Genomic DNA, 18,770 nt, shown 5'->3' with positions numbered 1-18,770 from the left:
TGCGACTAGCGGGCGACGCGCGGGCGGAAGTCGCGGCTCTGCTTGAGGACCGCCCCGAGGAGCTGGTCGTAGAGGGCGGACGTGCCGCGCGCGGCCTCCCCAGGCCAATGGTGGACGGCGTGCGCCGCCCCCTGGATCTGCTGCCAGTTTGCCACCTCGGGGATGTTCGGCTCGATGAGGAGCGCGCCGAACATCTGCTTCATCTCCTCCAGCCGGTAGCCATGCTCGGTCGAGGAGGGACGCACCCGGTTCGCGACGACCCCAGCCGGGGCAAGCTTGGGGGCGTACTCCTGCTTGAAGAGCTGGATGGCCCGGAGGGTGCGCTCGGTGCCGGCCACAGAGAAGAGGCCCGGCTCGGCCACGAGGAGGACACGGTCGCTCGCGGCCCACGCCATGCGCGTGAGTCCATTGAGGGACGGCGGGCAGTCGATCAGCACGAGTCCGTACCCCTCGAGCCCGTCGAGCACAATGCTGAGGCGGCGAAGGTCACGGCGGCCAAGGTCGGGACGGTCGTAGATGCCGCTCAGGGACCCGCCGTAGGCGACGTCCAGGACACGGTTCTGCTGCCCATTGAGGGCGGCGGCGCGGCGCACCCATCCGCTCGGCACCACGTTGTCCTCGAGGAACACGCGCTTGGGCGCCTTGAGCATGCGGCCGACTTCGAGCCGGCCTTCGGGGACGACGCCCAGCGCGGTGGAAGCATCAGCGTGTGGATCGAGATCGACCACAAGGGTGGGGATGCCGGCTGCGAGGGCTGCTGAGGCGAGCCCCGTGGTCACAGACGTCTTCCCGACTCCGCCCTTGAGGCTGCTGATGCTGACTACTTGCACGTGAAATCCACTATCTATCCGCTGGCCGACGTCTCCCATCCTAATCTGCCGCAGTACCGAAGCCCCGACACGCCGCGGACCCCTCCGGGTCCCACGAGGCGAGACGTTACGTCCGTGATTCAGGACACTGGCCGTTGCCTTGGTAGTTTTGGCCCATAGACACTAGGCACCACCTAGTCAGTCCTGCGTTGCGACAACAGGAGTCCCATGTTCTCCAAGATTCTGGTAGCGAACCGCGGTGAGATTGCCATCCGCGCGTTCCGTGCGGGCTACGAGCTCGGTGCCAAGACGGTCGCGGTGTTCCCGCATGAAGACCGCAATTCGATCCACCGCCAGAAGGCGGACGAGGCCTACCTCATCGGTGAGGAGGGCCATCCGGTCCGTGCCTACCTCGACGTGGACGAGATTGTCCGCGTCGCCAAGGAAGCCGGCGCGGATGCGATCTACCCCGGCTACGGCTTCCTCTCGGAGAACCCCGAGCTGGCCAAGGCCGCCGCCACTGCGGGCATCACTTTCGTCGGTCCGCCTGCTGACGTCCTCGAGCTCGCCGGGCACAAGGTTCATGCGCTCGCAGCCGCCCGCAAGGCCGGCATCCCGGTCCTGAACTCCTCGGCGCCGAGCTCCGATACTGAGGAGCTCATCGCCGCGGCGGACACGATCGGCTTCCCGATCTTCGTCAAGGCTGTGGCCGGCGGTGGCGGGCGCGGCATGCGCCGCGTCGACACCCGCGAGGCCCTTCCCGAGGCCCTCAGCGCCGCGATGCGCGAGGCCGACGCCGCCTTCGGCGACCCGACCATGTTCCTCGAGCAGGCCGTGCTGCGCCCGCGCCACATCGAGGTTCAGGTGCTCGCCGACGCCGAGGGCAACGTGGTCCACCTGTTCGAGCGCGACTGCTCGCTCCAGCGCCGCCACCAGAAGGTCGTCGAGATCGCTCCGGCCCCGCAGCTGGACGAGTCCATCCGCCAGGCCCTCTACTCGGACGCGATCAAGTTTGCCAAGGCCCTCGGCTACGTCAACGCCGGCACCGTCGAGTTCCTCGTCGACACCGTGGGCGAACGCGCCGGCCAGCACGTGTTCATCGAGATGAACCCGCGCATCCAGGTTGAGCACACGGTCACCGAAGAGGTCACCGACGTCGACCTCGTCCAGGCACAGCTGCGCATCGCCGCTGGAGAGACCCTTGAGGACCTCGGGCTCACGCAGGACAAGATCCACCTCAAGGGTGCCGCGCTCCAGTGCCGGATCACCACCGAGGACCCGGCCAACGGCTTCCGTCCCGATGTCGGCAAGATCACCGGCTACCGGTCGGCGGGCGGCGCAGGCGTGCGGCTCGACGGCGGCACGATCTACCAGGGCGCCGAGATCAGCCCGCACTTCGACTCGATGCTCGTCAAGCTCACATGCCGCGGCCGCGACTACGCGACGGCCGTCAAGCGTGCCCGCCGCGCCCTCGCGGAGTTCCGCATCCGCGGTGTCTCCACGAACATCCCGTTCCTCCAGGCCGTGCTCGACGACGAGGACTTCGTGGCCGGCAACGTCGCGACATCGTTCATCGACGAGCGGCCCGAGCTGCTCAAGGCACGCTCGTCCGCAGACCGGGGGACCAAGCTGCTCACGTGGCTCGCGGAGGTGACGGTCAACAAGCCGAACGGCGAGCTCAAGGTCCACGCCGACCCGCGCGCCAAGCTGCCGAAGGCCGATCTGGACGACGCACCCGCCGGCTCACGCCAGCGCCTGCTCGAACTCGGTCCGGAGGGCTTCGCGAAGGCCCTGCGCGAGCAGAACGCCGTCGCCGTGACGGACACGACGTTCCGCGACGCGCACCAGTCGCTCCTCGCAACCCGCGTGCGCACCCGCGACCTCGTTGCCGCCGGGCCGGCCGTCTCGGTCCTGACCCCTGAGCTCCTCTCGGTCGAGGCATGGGGTGGTGCGACCTACGACGTCGCGCTGCGCTTCCTCGGCGAGGACCCGTGGCAGCGCCTCGCCGCGCTCCGCAAGGCGATCCCGAACATCTGCCTCCAGATGCTCCTGCGCGGCCGCAACACGGTGGGCTACACCCCGTACCCGGAGGAAGTCACGGTCGCCTTCGTCAAGGAGGCTGCCGCCACCGGCATCGACATCTTCCGGATCTTCGACGCGCTCAACGACGTGAACCAGATGGCTCCCGCCATCAAGGCCGTCCGCGAGACCGGGACGGCCGTGGCCGAGGTGGCCCTCTGCTACACGGGCGACCTGCTCGACCCGGCCGAGGAGCTCTACACGCTCGACTACTACCTCGACCTCGCGCAGAAGATCGTCGACGCCGGTGCCCACATCCTCGCGATCAAGGACATGGCCGGGCTCCTCCGCCCGGCCGCGGCTGCGAAGCTCGTGACGGCCCTGCGCGAGCGGTTCGACCTCCCGGTCCACCTGCACACGCACGACACGGCGGGCGGCCAGCTCGCGACGCTGCTTGCCGCCGTCGACGCAGGGGTCGACGCCGTCGACGTCGCCTCTGCGGCCCTCGCCGGCACGACGAGCCAGCCCTCGGCCTCGGCGCTCGTCGCCGACCTCGCCCACACGCCGAGGGACACGGGCATCTCGCTGAAGAACGTGAGCGCCCTCGAGCCCTACTGGGAGGCCGTGCGACGCGTCTACGCGCCGTTCGAGTCCGGGCTCCCGGGCCCCACGGGACGTGTCTACCTGCACGAGATTCCGGGCGGCCAGCTCTCCAATCTGCGCCAGCAGGCCATGGCTCTGGGCCTCGCCGAGCGATTCGAGGCGATCGAGGACATGTACGCGGCCGCCGACCGCATCCTCGGGCGTCTCGTCAAGGTCACGCCCTCCTCCAAGGTGGTCGGAGACCTCGCCCTGCACCTCGTGGGCCTCGGCGCCGATCCGGCCGAGTTCCAGGAGAACCCGCAGAAGTTCGACATCCCCGAGTCGGTCATCGGCTTCCTCAGCGGCGAGCTGGGCGACCCGCCCGGGGGCTGGCCCGAGCCGTTCCGCACCAAGGCGCTCCAGGGCCGCACGGTCAAGGTTCGTGAGGAGACCCTCTCGTCCGAGGACTCCGCGGCGCTCGAGGGCGATTCGGCGACTCGCAGAGCGACCCTCAACCGGCTGCTGTTCCCCGGTCCGACCAAGGACTACCTCGCCAGCCGCGAGAGCTACGGCAACCTCGCAGTGCTCGACACGCGCGACTACCTCTACGGCCTCCAGCGCGGCCAGGAGCATGTCATCGAGCTCGAGAAGGGCGTGCGCCTCATCGCGCAGCTCGAGGCCATCTCCGAGCCGGACGAGAAGGGCCTGCGTACGGTCATCGCGACGCTCAACGGCCAGTCGCGGCCCGTCGCCGTGCGGGACCGCTCCGTCCAGAGCAACGTCAAGCAGGCGGAGAAGGCCGATGCGACGAACCCCGGCCACGTGGCCGCCCCGTTCGCCGGCGCGGTCACCGTCACGGCGAGGGAAGGCGACCTCATCCAGGCCGGCGACTCGGTCGCGACCATCGAAGCCATGAAGATGGAGGCTGCGATCACCTCGCCCATCTCGGGCAAGGTGGGACGCGTCGTCGTGAGCGGTGTCTCCCAGGTACAGGGTGGCGATCTCCTGCTCGTCGTCGGCGCCGAGTAGCCGTTCGATCCTGTCAGATCGGCCCGGCAGCAAGCCCCGAAATTCGGGCCTGCTGCCGGGCCGACGGCTAGACTGAGCGCGATCGAGGGAGGCGGCGTGCCGCTGCGCCTCGTACCGACGACGCGAACGGGAGCCGATGACCGAGGAGACCAAGCCCACGCCGGGACCGCGCCGCAGCGCGGCGCAGGCCGCACCGGACGGTACCGACGAGGCGGCTGCAGCGTCAACGCCGGCGAGCGCAGAGGATGTGGACGCGCACGCAGACGGGGCGCCCACGGTGGAGGGCGACGGGAACGACGCCGCGGCGCAGCCCGCCGTCGACCGCGTTGAATCCTCGCCCATCGACGTCGTCACGGTGACCGATGCGCAGGACCGCACGAGCGCAGACTCGCTTTCGGCGCTCACCTCCTTGAGCGTTCCCGTCGACCTCAACGCGGTGCCGCCGGCACCGTCGCAGCCCCCGGCGGGATGGCTCGCGAGCCATCCTCTTGCGGCACCGGCGGGAGATGCACCGGAGGCCGCCAGTAGCGTGCCGGAGCCGACGGAAGTGCCGCTCGAAGTGTTCGCGCCGACCACCGAGATCGAGCCCGGGTATCAGCCGCGCGGCTCTGAGCCTGTGTCCGAGGCCGTTGCCGACGACGAGCCGGCGCCAGCCCTGAGCGAGCGTCGGGCTCGCGCCGAAGGTCCCGAGCCTGCCACGTCGCTGACCTCGGACAGGCTCGTCGAGAAGACCGCGGCCCCGCCCGTGAGCGGGTGGCGGCGATGGCTCTACTTCACGACGTTCGGCTACGTGAACCTGGGCGACTCCGACGCCGTCAGGACCCAGCGGGCCCTCGAGCACCGCATCGCCGTCCGCCTTGGCGACCGCACGCGGTACGTGCCCGTGCTGTCCCGCAAGGGCGGCGTCGGCAAGACGACCGTGACCACCCTGCTGGGCATGGCGCTCGCCGACCTGCGCGAGGACCGCGTCATCGCGATGGACGCCAACCCGGACCGCGGCACTCTCTCCGACCGCAACCCCGGGCGTGCCTCGCAGACGGCGCGTCAGCTCGTCAAGGATCGCTTCGACGTGAACTCCTTCGCGCAGCTCTCCACCTACACCGCCCGAGAGGGCTCGCGGCTCGATGTGCTCGCCTCGGATGCGGATCCGATGGTCGCGCACGCGTTCAACGACGCCGACTACCGCGCGGTCACAGACATCCTCGGCAGGTACTACTCGATCGTCCTGACTGATTCAGGCACCGGCATGGTGCACTCGGTCATGCAGGGCACGCTGGAGAAGGCCGACGCCGTCGTGCTGGTCTCCGGGGGAAGCGTCGACGAGGCGCGGCTCGCCTCTGAGACGCTCTCGTGGCTTGAGGCGCACGGGCGCGACGACCTGGTGCGCAAGGCGATCGTTGCGATCAACCTGGCGGCGGGTGACGGGACAAGGGTCGACGTCGACGAGATCGAGGACCACTTCCGCTCCCGGGTCCGGCACGTCGTGAGGATTCCGCACGACCGGCACTTGGCCGAGGGATCACAGATCGAGTTCGCGAAGCTGCGCGGCGCCACGCGCGCGGCCGCCGTCGAGCTCGCTGCGCTCGTCGTGGACGAGCTGACCGAGGACTGATCGCTCGCAAGACTCCGGGGTGACGCGAAAGGCCCGCGGTCCCTTCCCGGACCGCGGGCCTCTGCTGTTGGTGCCGGCGTCAGACCTTGCTCGGCTTGGGCGTGGAGTAGATCCCCTCGACGTAGTCCCCGAAGTCACTCATGATTTGGGCCCGCTTGACCTTGAGGGACGGCGTGAGGTGCCCCGAGGCCTCGGTGAAGTCCATGGGGACCACGCGGAACGCCTTGATGGCCTCAGCCTTGGAGACCGCAGTGTTGGCGTGGTCGATGAGCGTCTGCACATGCGCGAGGACCGTCGGGTTCGTCGCTGCCTCCTCCATGCTCGTGCCCTTCGGCAAGCCATGGCGATCAAGCCAGCCGGGGAGGGCCTCCTCGTCAAGGGTGACAAGCGCCGCGATGAACGGGCGGTTCTCGCCCACGACGACGACCTGCGAGACGAGCGCGTCGGCCCGGATCTGGTCCTCGAGCGGCGCGGGCGCAACGTTCTTGCCGCCAGCCGTGACGATGATGTCCTTCTTGCGTCCGGTGATGCGCAGATAGCCGTCGGCGTCGAGCTCGCCGATGTCTCCTGTGTGGAACCAGCCGTCCGTGAACGTCTGGGCCTGGAGCTCGGGCAGGTTGTAGTAGCCGCGCATGACGCACACGCCCTTGGCCAGGATCTCGCCGTCATCGGCGATTCGCACCGCGTTCCCCGGCAGGGGGGCGCCCACGGTGCCGATCTTGATAAGCGAGGGGGTGTTGACCGAGATGGGCGCTGTCGTCTCTGTGAGCCCGTAGCCCTCAAGGACGAGCAGCCCGATGCCGTGGAAGAAGTGCCCGAGCCGCTCGCCGAGCGGACCGCCGCCCGAGACGGCGTACTTGACGTGGCCGCCCATGGCGGCGCGAAGCTTCCTGTACACGAGGAGGTCGAACAGCGCGTGCTGGAGGCGGAGGCCGAGCGGCGGATGGCCGCCGTCTTCATGCGCCTTCGACCAGGCGATCGCAAGGTCCGCGGCGCGGCGGAAGATCTTGCCCTTGCCGCCGTCCTCGGCCTTGGTCAGGGCGGAATTGTAGACCTTCTCGAACACGCGGGGCACGACGAGGATGAACGTGGGCTCGAAGCTCTGCAGATCGGCCAAGAGGTTCTTGACGTCCGGCGTATGCGCCATCTGGACACCGGCCGCCACCGCGAGCACTTCGATGAAGCGGGCGAAGACGTGGGCCAGGGGGAGGAAGAGGATCGTCTTCGCACCCGGCTCGACGACCTCGCCGAGCGCCGTCGCCGCATTCTCCGAGAGCGCGACGAAGTTCCCGTGCGTCAGCTCGCATCCCTTGGGCCGTCCAAGCGTGCCGGAGGTGTAGATGATCGTCGCCGTCGAGTCGAGGGTCGCGGCCGATCGGCGCGCCTCGAGCTCCTTGTCCGAGACGCTCTTTCCCGCGGCGCGCAGGGCGTCGAGGCCGGCGGCGGACATCTGCCACACGTGCTTCATCCCGCTGAGGCCCTCGGACTCCACGGCCTGGCGGACAGCATCCTCGTGGTGCGGCGTCTCGCCGAAGGCTGCCATTGCGCCCGAGTTGCCCAGGTTCCAGGCGATCTGGCTCGGCGATGAGGTCTCGTAGATCGGCACGGAGACCGCCCCCGCGAACCAGATGGCGAAGTCGATGAGCGTCCACTCGTAGCACGTGCGTGCCATGATGCCGACGCGGTCTCCTAGACCGACTCCTTCGGCGATGAGTCCCTTGGCGATCCGTTCGACATCGGCGCGGAACTCCTTGGCGGTGATGTCCTGCCACGCGCCGGCGGCATCCCGCTTGGCGAACAGCACGGGGTTCGACGGCTTCTCGGCCTGCTCGATGACGAAGTCCGTGGTGTTGTGCGACACGGGGGTGGGGACAAGGGGCGGGACGATCTTTTCGCGCACGATTTCTCCTTCGGTATCTCCCGGTGCGCGGGAGATGGCTTAACCATATCCAAGCCCCACATTCCGGGTGTGCCTTGGATCACGCATAATCCTACTGGCGAGTAACAATAGCCCGAGCGGCAGCGTTGCGCCACACGGCTCCGCGGCGTCGCCCCATTAGAATGGCCAGCGTGCGCAGACCCCGCTTGGCCCCGACGTTCAGACAGCAGGACCCGAGGCTGAGGCGCAGGGGCCTCGCGATAGGCATCGACATCGGCGGAACGAAGGTCGCTGCGGGCGTCGTCGATGCCGAAGGACGGGTGCTGCGACGTGCCCGCCGCGCGACGCCGGGCACACGTCCCCGCGAGGTCGAACGCGTGATCGCCGAGCTCGTCGAGGAGCTCAGCGCGCACCACCGGATCACCTCCGTGGGCATCGGCGCGGCCGGCTGGATGGACCTCGACGGCGGGACGGTGCTCTTCAGCCCGCACCTCGCCTGGCGCAACGAGCCGCTCCGGGAGAACCTCGAGAAGCTCCTCCGCCGCCGGATCTACCTCTCGAACGACGCCGACGCCGCCGCATGGGCGGAGTGGCGCTTCGGCGCGGGGAAACACGAGAGCCGGCTCGTGTGCATCACGCTCGGCACGGGGATCGGCGGGGCCATGGTGATGTCCGGCCGTCTCGAGCGGGGACGCTACGGCGTGGCCGGCGAGTTCGGCCACCAGATCATCATGCCCGGCGGTCACCGGTGCGAATGCGGGAACCGCGGCTGCTGGGAGCAGTACGCATCCGGCAACGCCCTCGGGCGCGAGGCGCGGGAGCTCGCCCGCGCGAACTCGCCGGTCGCGCAGGAGCTGCTGCGCGCCGTCGACCGCGATCCGGAGCGCATCACGGGAGCGATCGTCACCGAGCTGGCCCGGGAGGGCGACGCCGCCTCACAGGAGCTCCTCGAAGACGTAGGCGAGTGGCTCGGCCTGGGGCTTGCGAACCTCGCGGCCGCGCTGGATCCGGGCACCTTCGTGATCGGCGGCGGACTGTGCGATGCCGGGGAACTGCTCTTGGCTCCGGCGAGACGGGCGTTCGCGAGAAACCTGACGGGCCGCGGCTTCCGCCCCCCGGCGCGGATCGTGCGGGCGGATCTTGGCCCCGAAGCCGGCCTTATCGGCGCCGCCGACCTCTCACGCGTTCACCTGCGCTCGCGCGGTTGGGCGCACTGACGCGTCGGATCCGTTCGGTGTGCTCGGCTAGATCCGGGCGCCGTCGTCGCCGTCGTCGTCCTTGTTCCGGGGGAGGCGCATGATCAGCGTTCCGACCCCAGCGATGAAGGCTGCCACGAGGAGCACGATCACGAAGCCCGGCACGCCGCGCCACACGAGCGCGCAGACGAGTAGGGCCACGGGGCCGCCCAGCGCCCCAGACCACGCAAGCACCGAGACCGGGTCCGCGCCCGCGAGCACGGGCTCCGGCTCGTCGGGGACGAAGTCGCCGGGCAGGCCGTCGTGCTCATCGCCGGCCGGTCCTCGGCCCGACACTCCGCTCCCCGAGGATTCGGACCGGCCCCCGGAGATTCCGAGCGGGTCGAAGCGCGAGAAGCCGGCGCCGTCGTCCCCGAGAGCGCCGGGATCACCATCCGTGGGTTCGACGTTGCTGGGCGCGTCGGGGTGGATGAGCCCACTGCGGGGCCTGTGCCCGCGCGGCGGGGCGCCCGCGGCGGCGCGCTCGGCCGCGGATGGTTCGCGCGGTGCAGGCCCCCCGCCTTCGTCGCCGGACGGCCCACCGCCGAGGCGCGCGACAAGGTCGCGCCACGCGTCGTCGTCGGGTGCGGCGTCGTGGCCGTCAGGATCCGGATGACCGCTCATGCGGCGGACTCCGCTCCGTCGGTGGGCCGGGTGCCTTCGACAGGTGCGTCCGCGTGCGTCGCAGTGCCGATGGTCTCGCGGATGAAGGCGGCCGACCGCGTGAAGATCGTCTCCGCGTCGTTGTCGAGCGTCGCGACATGGTAGCTGTCAGTGAGCCGGACCAGGCGGATGTCCGTTCCGCCGTACCGGCCCAGAATGGCCCCGAGGCTCCGCTCGCTCGTGACCACGTGGTCCACCGTCGAGCGGAAGACCTGGAGGGGCGCGACGGCCCGGGGGAGGGCCTCCACGGTATCGCGGAAGAGGAGCTTCATCTGGTGCGCGGCCGCGACCGGGACGATGTCATACCCGCCCTCGTCCTGACCGGGTCTCTTGATGTCGTTGTGGATGCCCGGCACGGTCTTGACGACGTAGCGCATCACGGCCGAGACATGGGAGCGGGGATCGTCCACGACGAGTGCGGGGTTGACCACCGTGACCGCGGCGACGAGCCGGTGTGCGGCAAGCCGCAGGGCCAGGGCACCGCCCATCGACAGGCCTGCCGCGACCACCGTGTCGCAGTCGCGTGCGAGCTCGAGGTAGGCGGCCTCGTACGCTTCGTACCAGACGCGCCACGGGATACGGGCGAGATCCTCGACCGACGTGCCATGGCCGGGCAGAAGGGGGGTCGAGACGCGGAATCCGGCCGCGCGGAGCGCAGTGGCCCACGGCACGATTCCTGCGAGCTCGCCCGTGAAGCCGTGGCTCAGCGCGACCCCGACTGTCGGAGGGGTGTCCATGGCATGAATTATGCACCGAGAGCTGGCCTCCGCCCTCACGCCACGAGGTTCGGGCGCGTCTGTCAGGCCCCGATCCCCGTATGCAGCGCGGCGTGCTCGGCCCAGCGGTCGAACGTGTCGGCCGTGCGGTCGATGATCAGCCGGGCTTCGGGTCCGCGTGTGGCGACGTGGGGGCTGCCGTGGAGGGGAACCACCTGGACCTCCGGGCTCGAGACCCGGCCCACGATCCGGGCGAGCGACGACGGCGGGACGACCGGGTCGACGTCGGACTTGAACGCGATCAGGGGCACGGTGACGCGCGGCAGGACGCGGTCGGTGGCATGGAAGAGGCGTTTGAGCTCGTGGACAGCGGCGATGGGGGTCCGCGAGTAGTCGCCCTCGTCGCCGACGGGCTGGGGTGCGTCGGCCTCGTCGATCGGACCTGTGGTGCGCATCAGCAGGCGGTAGACGCCGATGAAGCGCGCGCGCTGGTCATAGAAGCCGAGACCAGGATTGACGACGGCGATCCCCGCCACCGGGGGCACAGGGCCGTGCCCTTCGGCTGCTGAACGGCGCGCCGCGGTGTGGAGCGCGATCGTCCCGCCCATCGAGAGGCCCGCGAGGAAGAGGATGTCGGTGCGGGCTGCGACGGCCGCACAGGCTGCCGAGAAGCTGTCGGTCCACTCGTGCCACCGGCGCTTCTCGAGGTCCCGCCAGCTGGTTCCGTGTCCGGGAAGAAGGGGGGCCTCGACGTCGAACCCGCGTTCGGCGAGGCCGTCCGCCCACGGCTTGACGGACGAGGGGGAGCCCGAGAATCCGTGGCAGAGCGCCACGCCGAGCCGAAGAGGACGGACCCCGCCTTCCATATGCTCCATGGGTCCATCGTGACAGCACGCAGGACACTTCGCATCGCGTCCGGTACGACATCCTGCGTGGCGTGGGTGAAAGCGTGCGCTCGTGCAGTCCGCGTGACACTACAGTGAGTCGTGGAAGCGCGAGCGAGTCGAGGAAGCGCGCCCGTACAGCAGCGCCTCATACAGCAGAAGGGCCACGCCTTGGTCTACTGGATCCTCAAGCAGATCTTCATCGGTCCGCTCGTCAAGCTGCTCTTCAGGCCGTGGACGAAGGGCACCGCCAACGTGCCCTCGACGGGTGCCGCGATCCTCGCCTCGAACCACCTCTCCTTCTCCGATTCGATCTTCCTGCCGCTCATGGTGCGGCGCCCCGTGGTCTTCCTCGCAAAACAGGAGTACTTCACGGGGCACGGACTCAAAGGCTGGTTGACGGCGGCCTTCTTCCGCTACACGAACCAGTTGCCCATGGACCGCTCCGGCGGGGAGGCCTCGGCGGCGTCCCTTGAGACCGGCGCCCACGTCCTGCGCAGCGGCGGGCTCCTGGGCATCTATCCCGAGGGCACACGAAGCCCCGATGGCCGCCTGCACCGCGGGAAGGTCGGCGTTGCCCGGCTGGCCCTCGAGACGCGCGTGCCGGTCCTGCCGGTCGCTATGATCGGCACGGAGAAGGTCCAGCCGATCGGCCAGCGACTGCCGTCGATCCGGCGCGTGGGGGTCATCATCGGCCAGCCGATGGACTTCTCGGAGTTCTATGACCGCGCCGAGGACCGGAACGTCCAGCGCGAGGTGACCGACCGGATCATGCGCCAGATCCAGCAGCTCTCGGCCCAGGAGTACGTCAACATGTATGCCGCGGACGTCAAGGCCCGGCTCGCCGAGGAGGCCGCCCAGCGCCGCACGGAGCGCCCACCGGCCGACTCATGAGCGCGAGGACCCGGCGGTGACTTAGCCTTGGGTGGTGACTGATCTTTCCGTAGCGCCCGCCGGTCGATTCACGAGCACCGCCCAGAGCGGCGCCGCCGACTACCCGGGTCTGGACAACTGGCGTTCCCTGCCCATCTCGCAGCAGCCCACGTGGTCCGATGCGGATGTCTTCAAGGCCTCGGTCAGCGAACTGTCGATCCTCCCGCCGCTCGTGTTCGCCGGCGAGGTGGACGTGCTCCGCGAGCGCCTCGCCGCGGCGGCCCAGGGCCGCGCGTTCCTCCTCCAGGGCGGCGACTGCGCCGAGACCTTCGAGGCCGCCACGGCGGACCGCATCAGCGCCCGCGTGAAGACGATCCTCCAGATGGCCGTGGTGCTGACCTACGGCGCGCAACTGCCCGTCATCAAGATGGGCCGCATGGCCGGGCAGTTCGCCAAGCCGCGGTCGTCGGACACCGAGACCCGTGACGGCGTGACGCTTCCCGCCTACCGCGGTGACATCGTCAACGGCTACGAGTTCACGCCCGAGACCCGCGCGCATGACGCAGCCCGCATGCTCCGCGCCTACCACACCTCGGCGTCGACCCTGAACCTCATCCGCGCCTTCACGCAGGGCGGCTTCGCTGACCTCCGGCTCGTGCACACGTGGAACAAGGGCTTCACGGAGAACCCGGCCCACGCGCGCTACGAGTCGCTGGCCCGTGAGATCGACCGCGCCATCAAGTTCATGGACTCGTGCGGAGTCGACTTCGACGCCCTGAAGCGCGTCGAGTTCTTCGCGAGCCACGAGGCCCTCCTGCTCGACTATGAGCGTGCGCTCACCCGCATCGACTCGCGGACGGGCCTCCCGTACGATACGTCGGCCCACTTCCTGTGGATCGGTGAGCGCACCCGTGAGCTCGACCACGCGCACGTCGACTACCTCTCCCGCGTGCGCAACCCGATCGGCGTCAAGCTCGGCCCCAAGACGACCGGCGACGACGCGCTGCGGCTCATCGACAAGCTCGACCCCGAGCGCGAGCCGGGCCGCCTGACCTTCATCACCCGCATGGGTGCCGGGAACATCCGGGAGAAGCTGCCGCCGGTCGTCGAGAAGGTCACGGCCTCGGGCGCGCAGGTCCTGTGGGTCACGGACCCCATGCACGGAAACACGGTCACGAGCCGCAACGGCTACAAGACGCGCCGCTTCGACGATGTCGTGGACGAGGTCCGCGGCTTCTTCGAGGTGCACGAAGGCCTCGGCACCGTCCCGGGCGGCCTGCACATGGAGATGACGGGCGACGATGTCGCCGAGTGCCTGGGCGGTTCCGACCCGATCGACGAGGCGGCCTTCGAGGACCGCTACGAGTCCGTGTGCGATCCCCGGTTGAACCACATGCAGTCGCTCGAGATGGCATTCCTGGTGGCCGGGGCTTTGTCCAAGCACCACTGACGTCGACAGGGCACGGTGCCGGCGCGGCACCGGTAGGGCTCAGGCGACCGTGATCGTGATCGTCGAGCCCTCCGGCTGGGCGCCCGTCTTGTCCTGTCCCGCGACGAGGCCGAAGATCGGACGTCCGTAGGTGTAGCTGCTCTTGACGGTGAACCCGGCGGCCTGCAGCAGCTGGGTCGCCTCCTTCTCGCTCTTGCCGAAGACATCGGGTACCTGAACGAGCTTCGGGCCCTTCGAGATGGTGAGGGTGACCTTGCCCCCCTTGGTGAGGGTGGTGCCGTCGACCGGATCCTGCGCGGCGACAGAGCCCTTCGGCACGGTCCTGTCATTGACCTCGTCCGTCGAGACCACCGGGTCGAGTCCCGCGGCGCGCAGGGCCGCGAGGGCATCGGACTGCGCCATCCCGACGACCTTGGGCACGGGAATCGGCTGCGGCCCCTTGGAGACGGTCAGCGACACCGTCGAGCCGTGTCGCAGAGGGGTTCCGGACGCGGGGTCCTGGGCGACGACGGTTCCGGACGGCACGGTGTCGCTGTAGACCTGCGTGATGGTCCCGACTGTGTCCTTCGCGGCGGTGATGGCCGCCTTGGCGTGATCGGCCGTCGCCCCCACGAGGTTCTCGAGTGGGAAGAGCTCGGGGCCCTTGGACACGAGGACGTTCACTCCCTGAAACCTGCGGATCTGGGTCCCTGGTGCTGGCATGCTGCCCACGATGAGCCCCGACGTGACGGCGTCGTCGAATACGTCCCGGGTCGAAAACGTGAGCCCCGCCTGCTCGAAGAGCGGGCGCGCCTGCTCAACGGTCAGGTCCTTGACGGGTGGCACGGTCGCGGCCGCTCCCGGTCCCACACCGAAGAACCACCCGGCCAGCGCCGCGAGGACGGCGAGGAGCAGGACGACGATCGCCCACACGGCACCGCGCCGCCGACGGTTGCCGGGCACGAGCGTGCGGGTAGGCGTCGCTGCGGCGGCGGCTGACTGCTTGGCCTCCTCGCGCTCAAGCCGACGCAGCTCGCGGCCCGTCGGGGCGTGCTCCGGCTGCGGCATGACGCTCGTGTGCTGCGTCGGGTACGCCGAGCCGATCACTTCCGTGCGGCCCGCGGGCAGCGCCTCGGTCTGGGTGCCGACGCCGGTCGGGGGCTGAGGGATGTATTGCGTCCGCGCGGAATCCGGTGCGGAATCCGGCGTGTTGGCGGCGTGCAGGTCGAGCTGGGCGTCTGTCAGGTGCGTCCGGATGTGCCTGATCTCGTCGAGGAGGGCCTCGGAGCTGACGGGCCGGTCCTCGGGATCGCGTGCCGACGTCCATTGCACGAGCTCATCGAGCTCCGGAGAGAGCCCTGGGACCAGCGCGGAGGGCGGCGGGACGTCCTGCGTGACATGCTGCATGGCGACCTGCACGGGTATATCGCCGCGGTAGGGCTGGTGGCCCGTGAGCAGCTCGTAGAGCATGATTCCGACGGAGTACAGATCGCTGCGGGCGTCGCTGCCGGCGCGCTGCACCAGCTCGGGGGCGATGTACCCGACGGTGCCCAGGGTGAGGCCGGTGTTGGTGGACGTCGTCACGGCGCGCGCGAGGCCGAAGTCCGCGACCTTGATCTGCCCCTTGTCCCCGAGGAGGACATTCTCGGGCTTGATGTCCCGGTGGATGAGCCCGGCCGCGTGGGCCGCTGTGAGGCCGTCCACGACCGCGTCGATGAGCGCGAGGGCCTGGCGCGGTGGAAGTGCTCCGCGCTCGTTGAGCAGGTCCCGCAGGTTCCTGCCGGGCACATACTCCATGACGATGAAGAAGATTTCGTCGTCGTGTCCGCGGTCGAGCACGGAGACGACGTGCGGGTGCGAGAGCCGCGCGGCGGCCTTGGCCTCGCGCTCGAGCCGGTCCGCGAACGTCGGATCCTGGCTCAGATGGGGATGCAGGACCTTGAGGGCAACCTCTCGGTCGAGGTTCGTGTCCGTGGCAAGGTAGACAGTGGCCATGCCACCCATGGCAAGGCGCGATACCACGTGGTACCGCCCGCCCACGAGCGAGCCGACGAGCGCATCGCTCAGCTTTCCATTCACCCCACGATCCTAAGCGCTACGCCTTGAGTGCAGCCTGAGGCCGAGTCTCAGGAGAACGTGGCCTTGTGGGCCTTCACGGCGGCGACGTACTGCTTCGTGTCGTCGTACAGCCCATGCTTGGCGACCGAGTACTGGCCCTGGTAGTACCCGGCGATTGCGGTGTCCTCGTCCTTGCTCGTGCGGACGAGAGCACGGATGATCGCCACCCCGGCCGTGGCGTTGTCATAGGGGTCGAGCAGGTTGAGCGTCCGCCCCACGAGGTCGGAGGCCCACTGGCCCGAGGACGGAACGAGTTGCATGGCGCCGATCGCGTTCGCGGGCGAGACCGCGCGCTGGCTGAAGCCCGACTCCTGGTACGCGAAGGCCAGAGCGAGTGCCGGGTCGACTCCCATCCGGCGGGCGGTGTCCGAGATGATCTGCTTCATCTCGGCGCGGCTCGGCACGGGGGCGGCGTTCAGGAGCCTCTTGTTCTCGTTGGCGGACGCGACTGTTGCCGTCGGGTACTTGTACCCCATGAAGCTGTCGGCGACGAGCGGCTTGACGGGCTCCGACGAGGCAGGCGTCACGCTCGAGGCAGGTTCGGCGCTGCCGACGGGCACCGGTACCTTGAGGGTGCGGCCCGCGTAGATGACGCTGGTGAGGCTCAGAGAGTTCGCGGCGAGCAGATCGCCCAGGGGGACGCTGAGGCGCGCGCTGATGCCGTAGAGCGTGTCCCCGGGCCGGATCGTGTAGGTCGTGCTCTGGGACGGCTGAGTGGCGGCAGGGGCGGACGACGACGGGGGGCTGGCTGGCGCTGACGGCGCACCGAGGAGTCGGATCACCTGCCCGGGGCGGATGATCGTCGACGGGGTCAGGCCGTTGAGGGCAAGGACGTCGGCGACCCCCAGGCCGTACTTGGCCGCGATCGCCGTCACGGTGTCTCCGGCGCGCACGGTGTGAGTTGCGGGCGGATCGGCCTGCAGCGATTCTGCCCGGGCGGGCCCTCCTTGCTGTGGAACCGCGAGGCGTGTGGGGACCAGTGCGGCGATCTCGGCCGCGGGCACCACGGCGGCCTGGCCCGTACGATCGGGGGCCGTCGAGATGGCGCCCTGACGCTGCACAGCGGGGGCCGTGGCAGATGCGGGTGCCGCAAGTGCCAGCGAGGAAAGGGCGACCACGGGAAGGACCGCTGTTGCCGCAACGAGGGGCAGGGGCTTGGCAGCAGTGGACCTGTTCGTGCCGGGCGTGCTCATCGGTCGACCTCCTTGAGCCGGGGGTGGTGTCACTGGTGTGAGGTGAGATACCGGAGATTCATGATGTGATTTGAGTGATTAATTTCGACTGATGTTACTAGAGTGACGATTGTGAATCTCTCACGATTAGCCAGCACGCACAAGACAGCGGCAACCCCGGACTAGGTGGACAGGCCTGTGCCGTGGCAGGCTGGTGACGTGAGTGATATTGAAAATCTGGTGTCTGAATGGCTTCCCCTGCCGGACGTTGCGGAGCGACTCGGCTGCACGGTCACGAAGGTGCACGCCCTGCTGGATGAACGCGCCCTTGTTGCAGCGCGAGTCGGCGAGAAGAATGTCCGATCCGTCCCCGCACTATTTCTCGACGGGAATGCCATCGTGGACAGCCTCAAAGGAACCGTTGCTGTCCTAGTAGATGCGGGCTTCAGCGATGAAGAGCTGATTGGGTGGCTCTTCACACCGGATGAATCCCTGCGCGGCAGGCCCATCGACGCACTGCGCGAGGGCCGCAAGACCGAGATCCGCCGCCGGGCCCAGATCCTCGCCTGGTAGGAGTCCTGGCCTGACCGGCACTTGGCATCAGGCGGCGCGTCGCACCGCCGCGAGGCCGAGGGCCTCGAGCGCGGCGCGCACGTCGACGTCGAGGTGGAGCCGGGCCAGAGCCGCGAAGGCTCTGCCCGAGAGCTCGTCGATGAGTCCCTCGACCGCGTTGAGCGCGCCCGTGGTGCTGATGATGTCCCGCAGCCGGTCGACGTCGTCGATCCCGAGGTCCTCACGCCCGAGCCCGCTTTCGAGCGTTGCCCCGGCGGCGCCGTCGGCCGCGTCGAGAGCGAGCGCGACGAGGACGGTCCGCTTGCCCTCGCGGAGGTCGTCACCGGCCGGCTTCCCGGTGGTCTGGGGGTCACCGAAGACGCCGAGCACGTCGTCGCGCAGCTGGAAGGCCTCCCCAAGCGGGAGGGAGAACGCCGAGTAGGCGGCCAGCAGGGCTTCGTCGGCCCCAGCGAGCGCCCCGCCGATGGCCAGAGGATGCTCCATGGAGTACTTCGCACTCTTGTACCGGATCACGTTCCTGGCGCGGACCACGGCGTCCTCGCGGGGACGGGTCCGGCCAGCCACTTCCTCGAGGATGTCGAGGTACTGGCCAGCCATGACCTCGGCCCGCATGGTGTTGAAGATCCGGCGAGCCGTCGTGGCCGGCCCCGCGGTGGGGCCGACAGCGGTGAACGCCTCCTCGCTGAACGAGAGGCACAGGTCGCCGGTCAGAATGGCGGCGGCGTGGCCGAAGCGCTCGGCGTCGAGGCCCCAGCCCGATGCTTCATGCAGGGCGGCGAACCGCTCGTGCACGCTCGGCGCACCCCTGCGGGTGTCCGAGCGGTCGATGATGTCATCGTGGATGAGTGCGGCGGACTGGAACAGCTCGAGCGCAACTCCCGCGCGGACCGGCTCCTCGGCGAGCACCGCACCGCCGGCCGCGCGCCAGCCCCAGTAGCCCAGGAGGGCCCGCAGCCGCTTGCCCCCGGAGGCGAGACCCGAGATCGCGTCCATGAGCGGCGCGACGTCGGCCGAGACGAGGTCCATCGCAGCCCGCTGGCCCTCGAGGAAGCCCTCAAGCTGCCCAGCGAGCGACTCCCGGTACGTCTCCTGCTCGGCCTCGAATCCGGAGGGATCCGGCTGCACTCGGTTCACGCTGCTCCTTGGCGGGGACGACTGCTTCAGTGACGGCTGAAGG

General features: G+C 69.4%; 14 protein-coding genes. 6 read left to right on the top strand and 8 right to left on the bottom strand.

All coding sequences use genetic code 11. The features are described from left to right. Positions 1 to 5: 5 nt before the first annotated feature. Entirely contained in the window at positions 6 to 830 is an 825-nt protein-coding gene (locus tag RBS60_RS06095; protein ID WP_307956632.1) for a ParA family protein, read from the bottom strand. 207 nt (positions 831 to 1,037) lie between these two features. Between RBS60_RS06095 and RBS60_RS06090 the strand changes: the two genes are divergently transcribed. Then, positions 1,038 to 4,439: a pyruvate carboxylase gene (locus RBS60_RS06090; protein ID WP_307956631.1), complete on the top strand. Its 3,402-nt coding sequence runs from the start codon at positions 1,038 to 1,040 to the stop codon at positions 4,437 to 4,439. A 136-nt stretch (positions 4,440 to 4,575) separates the two neighbouring features. Beyond that, positions 4,576 to 6,051 carry a hypothetical protein gene (locus RBS60_RS06085; RefSeq protein ID WP_307956630.1) on the top strand — a complete coding sequence of 492 codons (1,476 nt, stop codon included), beginning with the start codon at positions 4,576 to 4,578 and terminating at the stop codon, positions 6,049 to 6,051. Between the two features lie 79 nt (positions 6,052 to 6,130). Here RBS60_RS06085 and RBS60_RS06080 read toward each other — a convergent pair whose 3' ends face one another. After that, positions 6,131 to 7,951 carry a long-chain fatty acid--CoA ligase gene (locus tag RBS60_RS06080; RefSeq protein ID WP_307956629.1) on the bottom strand — a complete coding sequence of 607 codons (1,821 nt, stop codon included), beginning with the start codon at positions 7,949 to 7,951 and terminating at the stop codon, positions 6,131 to 6,133. Positions 7,952 to 8,112: 161 nt separating this feature from the next. Here RBS60_RS06080 and RBS60_RS06075 point away from each other — a divergent pair, with 161 nt between their 5' ends. Continuing rightward, complete coding sequence (locus RBS60_RS06075) at positions 8,113 to 9,147, top strand: ROK family glucokinase (protein WP_374049234.1); 1,035 nt, start codon at positions 8,113 to 8,115, stop codon at positions 9,145 to 9,147. 27 nt (positions 9,148 to 9,174) lie between these two features. On the opposite strand, the gene RBS60_RS06070 is transcribed toward RBS60_RS06075, so the two are convergent. The 3 genes from RBS60_RS06070 to RBS60_RS06060 form a co-directional block, all read right to left on the bottom strand. Next, entirely contained in the window at positions 9,175 to 9,789 is a 615-nt protein-coding gene (locus tag RBS60_RS06070) for a hypothetical protein (protein WP_307956627.1), read from the bottom strand. Then, positions 9,786 to 10,565 carry an alpha/beta fold hydrolase gene (locus RBS60_RS06065; RefSeq protein ID WP_307956626.1) on the bottom strand — a complete coding sequence of 260 codons (780 nt, stop codon included), beginning with the start codon at positions 10,563 to 10,565 and terminating at the stop codon, positions 9,786 to 9,788. Before RBS60_RS06065 ends, RBS60_RS06070 begins: the two co-directional genes overlap by 4 nt. Before the next feature lie 62 nt (positions 10,566 to 10,627). Then, positions 10,628 to 11,419 (bottom strand): alpha/beta fold hydrolase, encoded by a 792-nt coding sequence (locus tag RBS60_RS06060; protein WP_307956625.1) that lies wholly within the window; start codon positions 11,417 to 11,419, stop codon positions 10,628 to 10,630. Between the two features lie 180 nt (positions 11,420 to 11,599). On the opposite strand from RBS60_RS06060, the gene RBS60_RS06055 reads away from it, so the two are divergent. Then, positions 11,600 to 12,322: a lysophospholipid acyltransferase family protein gene (locus RBS60_RS06055; protein ID WP_307956624.1), complete on the top strand. Its 723-nt coding sequence runs from the start codon at positions 11,600 to 11,602 to the stop codon at positions 12,320 to 12,322. 31 nt (positions 12,323 to 12,353) lie between these two features. Beyond that, positions 12,354 to 13,751 carry a class II 3-deoxy-7-phosphoheptulonate synthase gene (locus tag RBS60_RS06050; protein ID WP_307956623.1) on the top strand — a complete coding sequence of 466 codons (1,398 nt, stop codon included), beginning with the start codon at positions 12,354 to 12,356 and terminating at the stop codon, positions 13,749 to 13,751. 39 nt (positions 13,752 to 13,790) lie between these two features. Here the strand turns inward: RBS60_RS06050 and pknB are convergent, their stop codons facing one another. Together pknB and RBS60_RS06040 are read right to left on the bottom strand one after the other, a co-directional pair. Next, positions 13,791 to 15,809: a Stk1 family PASTA domain-containing Ser/Thr kinase gene (gene pknB, locus RBS60_RS06045; RefSeq protein WP_307956622.1), complete on the bottom strand. Its 2,019-nt coding sequence runs from the start codon at positions 15,807 to 15,809 to the stop codon at positions 13,791 to 13,793. A gap of 47 nt (positions 15,810 to 15,856) precedes the next feature. Next, the gene (locus RBS60_RS06040; protein ID WP_307956621.1) at positions 15,857 to 17,041 is read right to left on the bottom strand and encodes a LysM peptidoglycan-binding domain-containing protein; all 1,185 of its coding nucleotides are present in this window, start codon (positions 17,039 to 17,041) and stop codon (positions 15,857 to 15,859) included. Positions 17,042 to 17,239: 198 nt separating this feature from the next. Between RBS60_RS06040 and RBS60_RS06035 the strand changes: the two genes are divergently transcribed. Continuing rightward, positions 17,240 to 17,593, top strand: a complete 354-nt coding sequence (locus RBS60_RS06035) for an Rv2175c family DNA-binding protein (protein ID WP_307956740.1) — start codon at positions 17,240 to 17,242, stop codon at positions 17,591 to 17,593. A gap of 27 nt (positions 17,594 to 17,620) precedes the next feature. Here RBS60_RS06035 and RBS60_RS06030 read toward each other — a convergent pair whose 3' ends face one another. Beyond that, on the bottom strand, positions 17,621 to 18,727 hold the full coding sequence (locus tag RBS60_RS06030; RefSeq protein WP_374049232.1) for a polyprenyl synthetase family protein: 1,107 nt from the start codon (positions 18,725 to 18,727) through the stop codon (positions 17,621 to 17,623). Positions 18,728 to 18,770: the final 43 nt, after the last annotated feature.

This window comes from Sinomonas sp. ASV486 (assembly GCF_030908215.1).
GTDB classification, from domain to species: Bacteria; Actinomycetota; Actinomycetes; order Actinomycetales; family Micrococcaceae; genus Sinomonas; species Sinomonas puerhi.
This window is presented reverse-complemented; position numbering and strand designations above follow the sequence as displayed.

Excerpts from the sequence above, each read along its gene's own strand:
- RBS60_RS06070 (WP_307956627.1), bottom strand. The coding sequence starts at position 9,789 with ATGAGCGGTCATCCGGATCCTGACGGCCACGACGCCGCACCCGACGAC.
- RBS60_RS06075 (WP_374049234.1), top strand. The coding sequence starts at position 8,113 with ATGGCCAGCGTGCGCAGACCCCGCTTGGCCCCGACGTTCAGACAGCAG.
- RBS60_RS06065 (WP_307956626.1), bottom strand. The coding sequence starts at position 10,565 with ATGGACACCCCTCCGACAGTCGGGGTCGCGCTGAGCCACGGCTTCACG.
- RBS60_RS06040 (WP_307956621.1), bottom strand. The coding sequence starts at position 17,041 with ATGAGCACGCCCGGCACGAACAGGTCCACTGCTGCCAAGCCCCTGCCC.
- RBS60_RS06060 (WP_307956625.1), bottom strand. The coding sequence starts at position 11,419 with ATGGAGCATATGGAAGGCGGGGTCCGTCCTCTTCGGCTCGGCGTGGCG.
- RBS60_RS06090 (WP_307956631.1), top strand. The coding sequence starts at position 1,038 with ATGTTCTCCAAGATTCTGGTAGCGAACCGCGGTGAGATTGCCATCCGC.
- RBS60_RS06085 (WP_307956630.1), top strand. The coding sequence starts at position 4,576 with ATGACCGAGGAGACCAAGCCCACGCCGGGACCGCGCCGCAGCGCGGCG.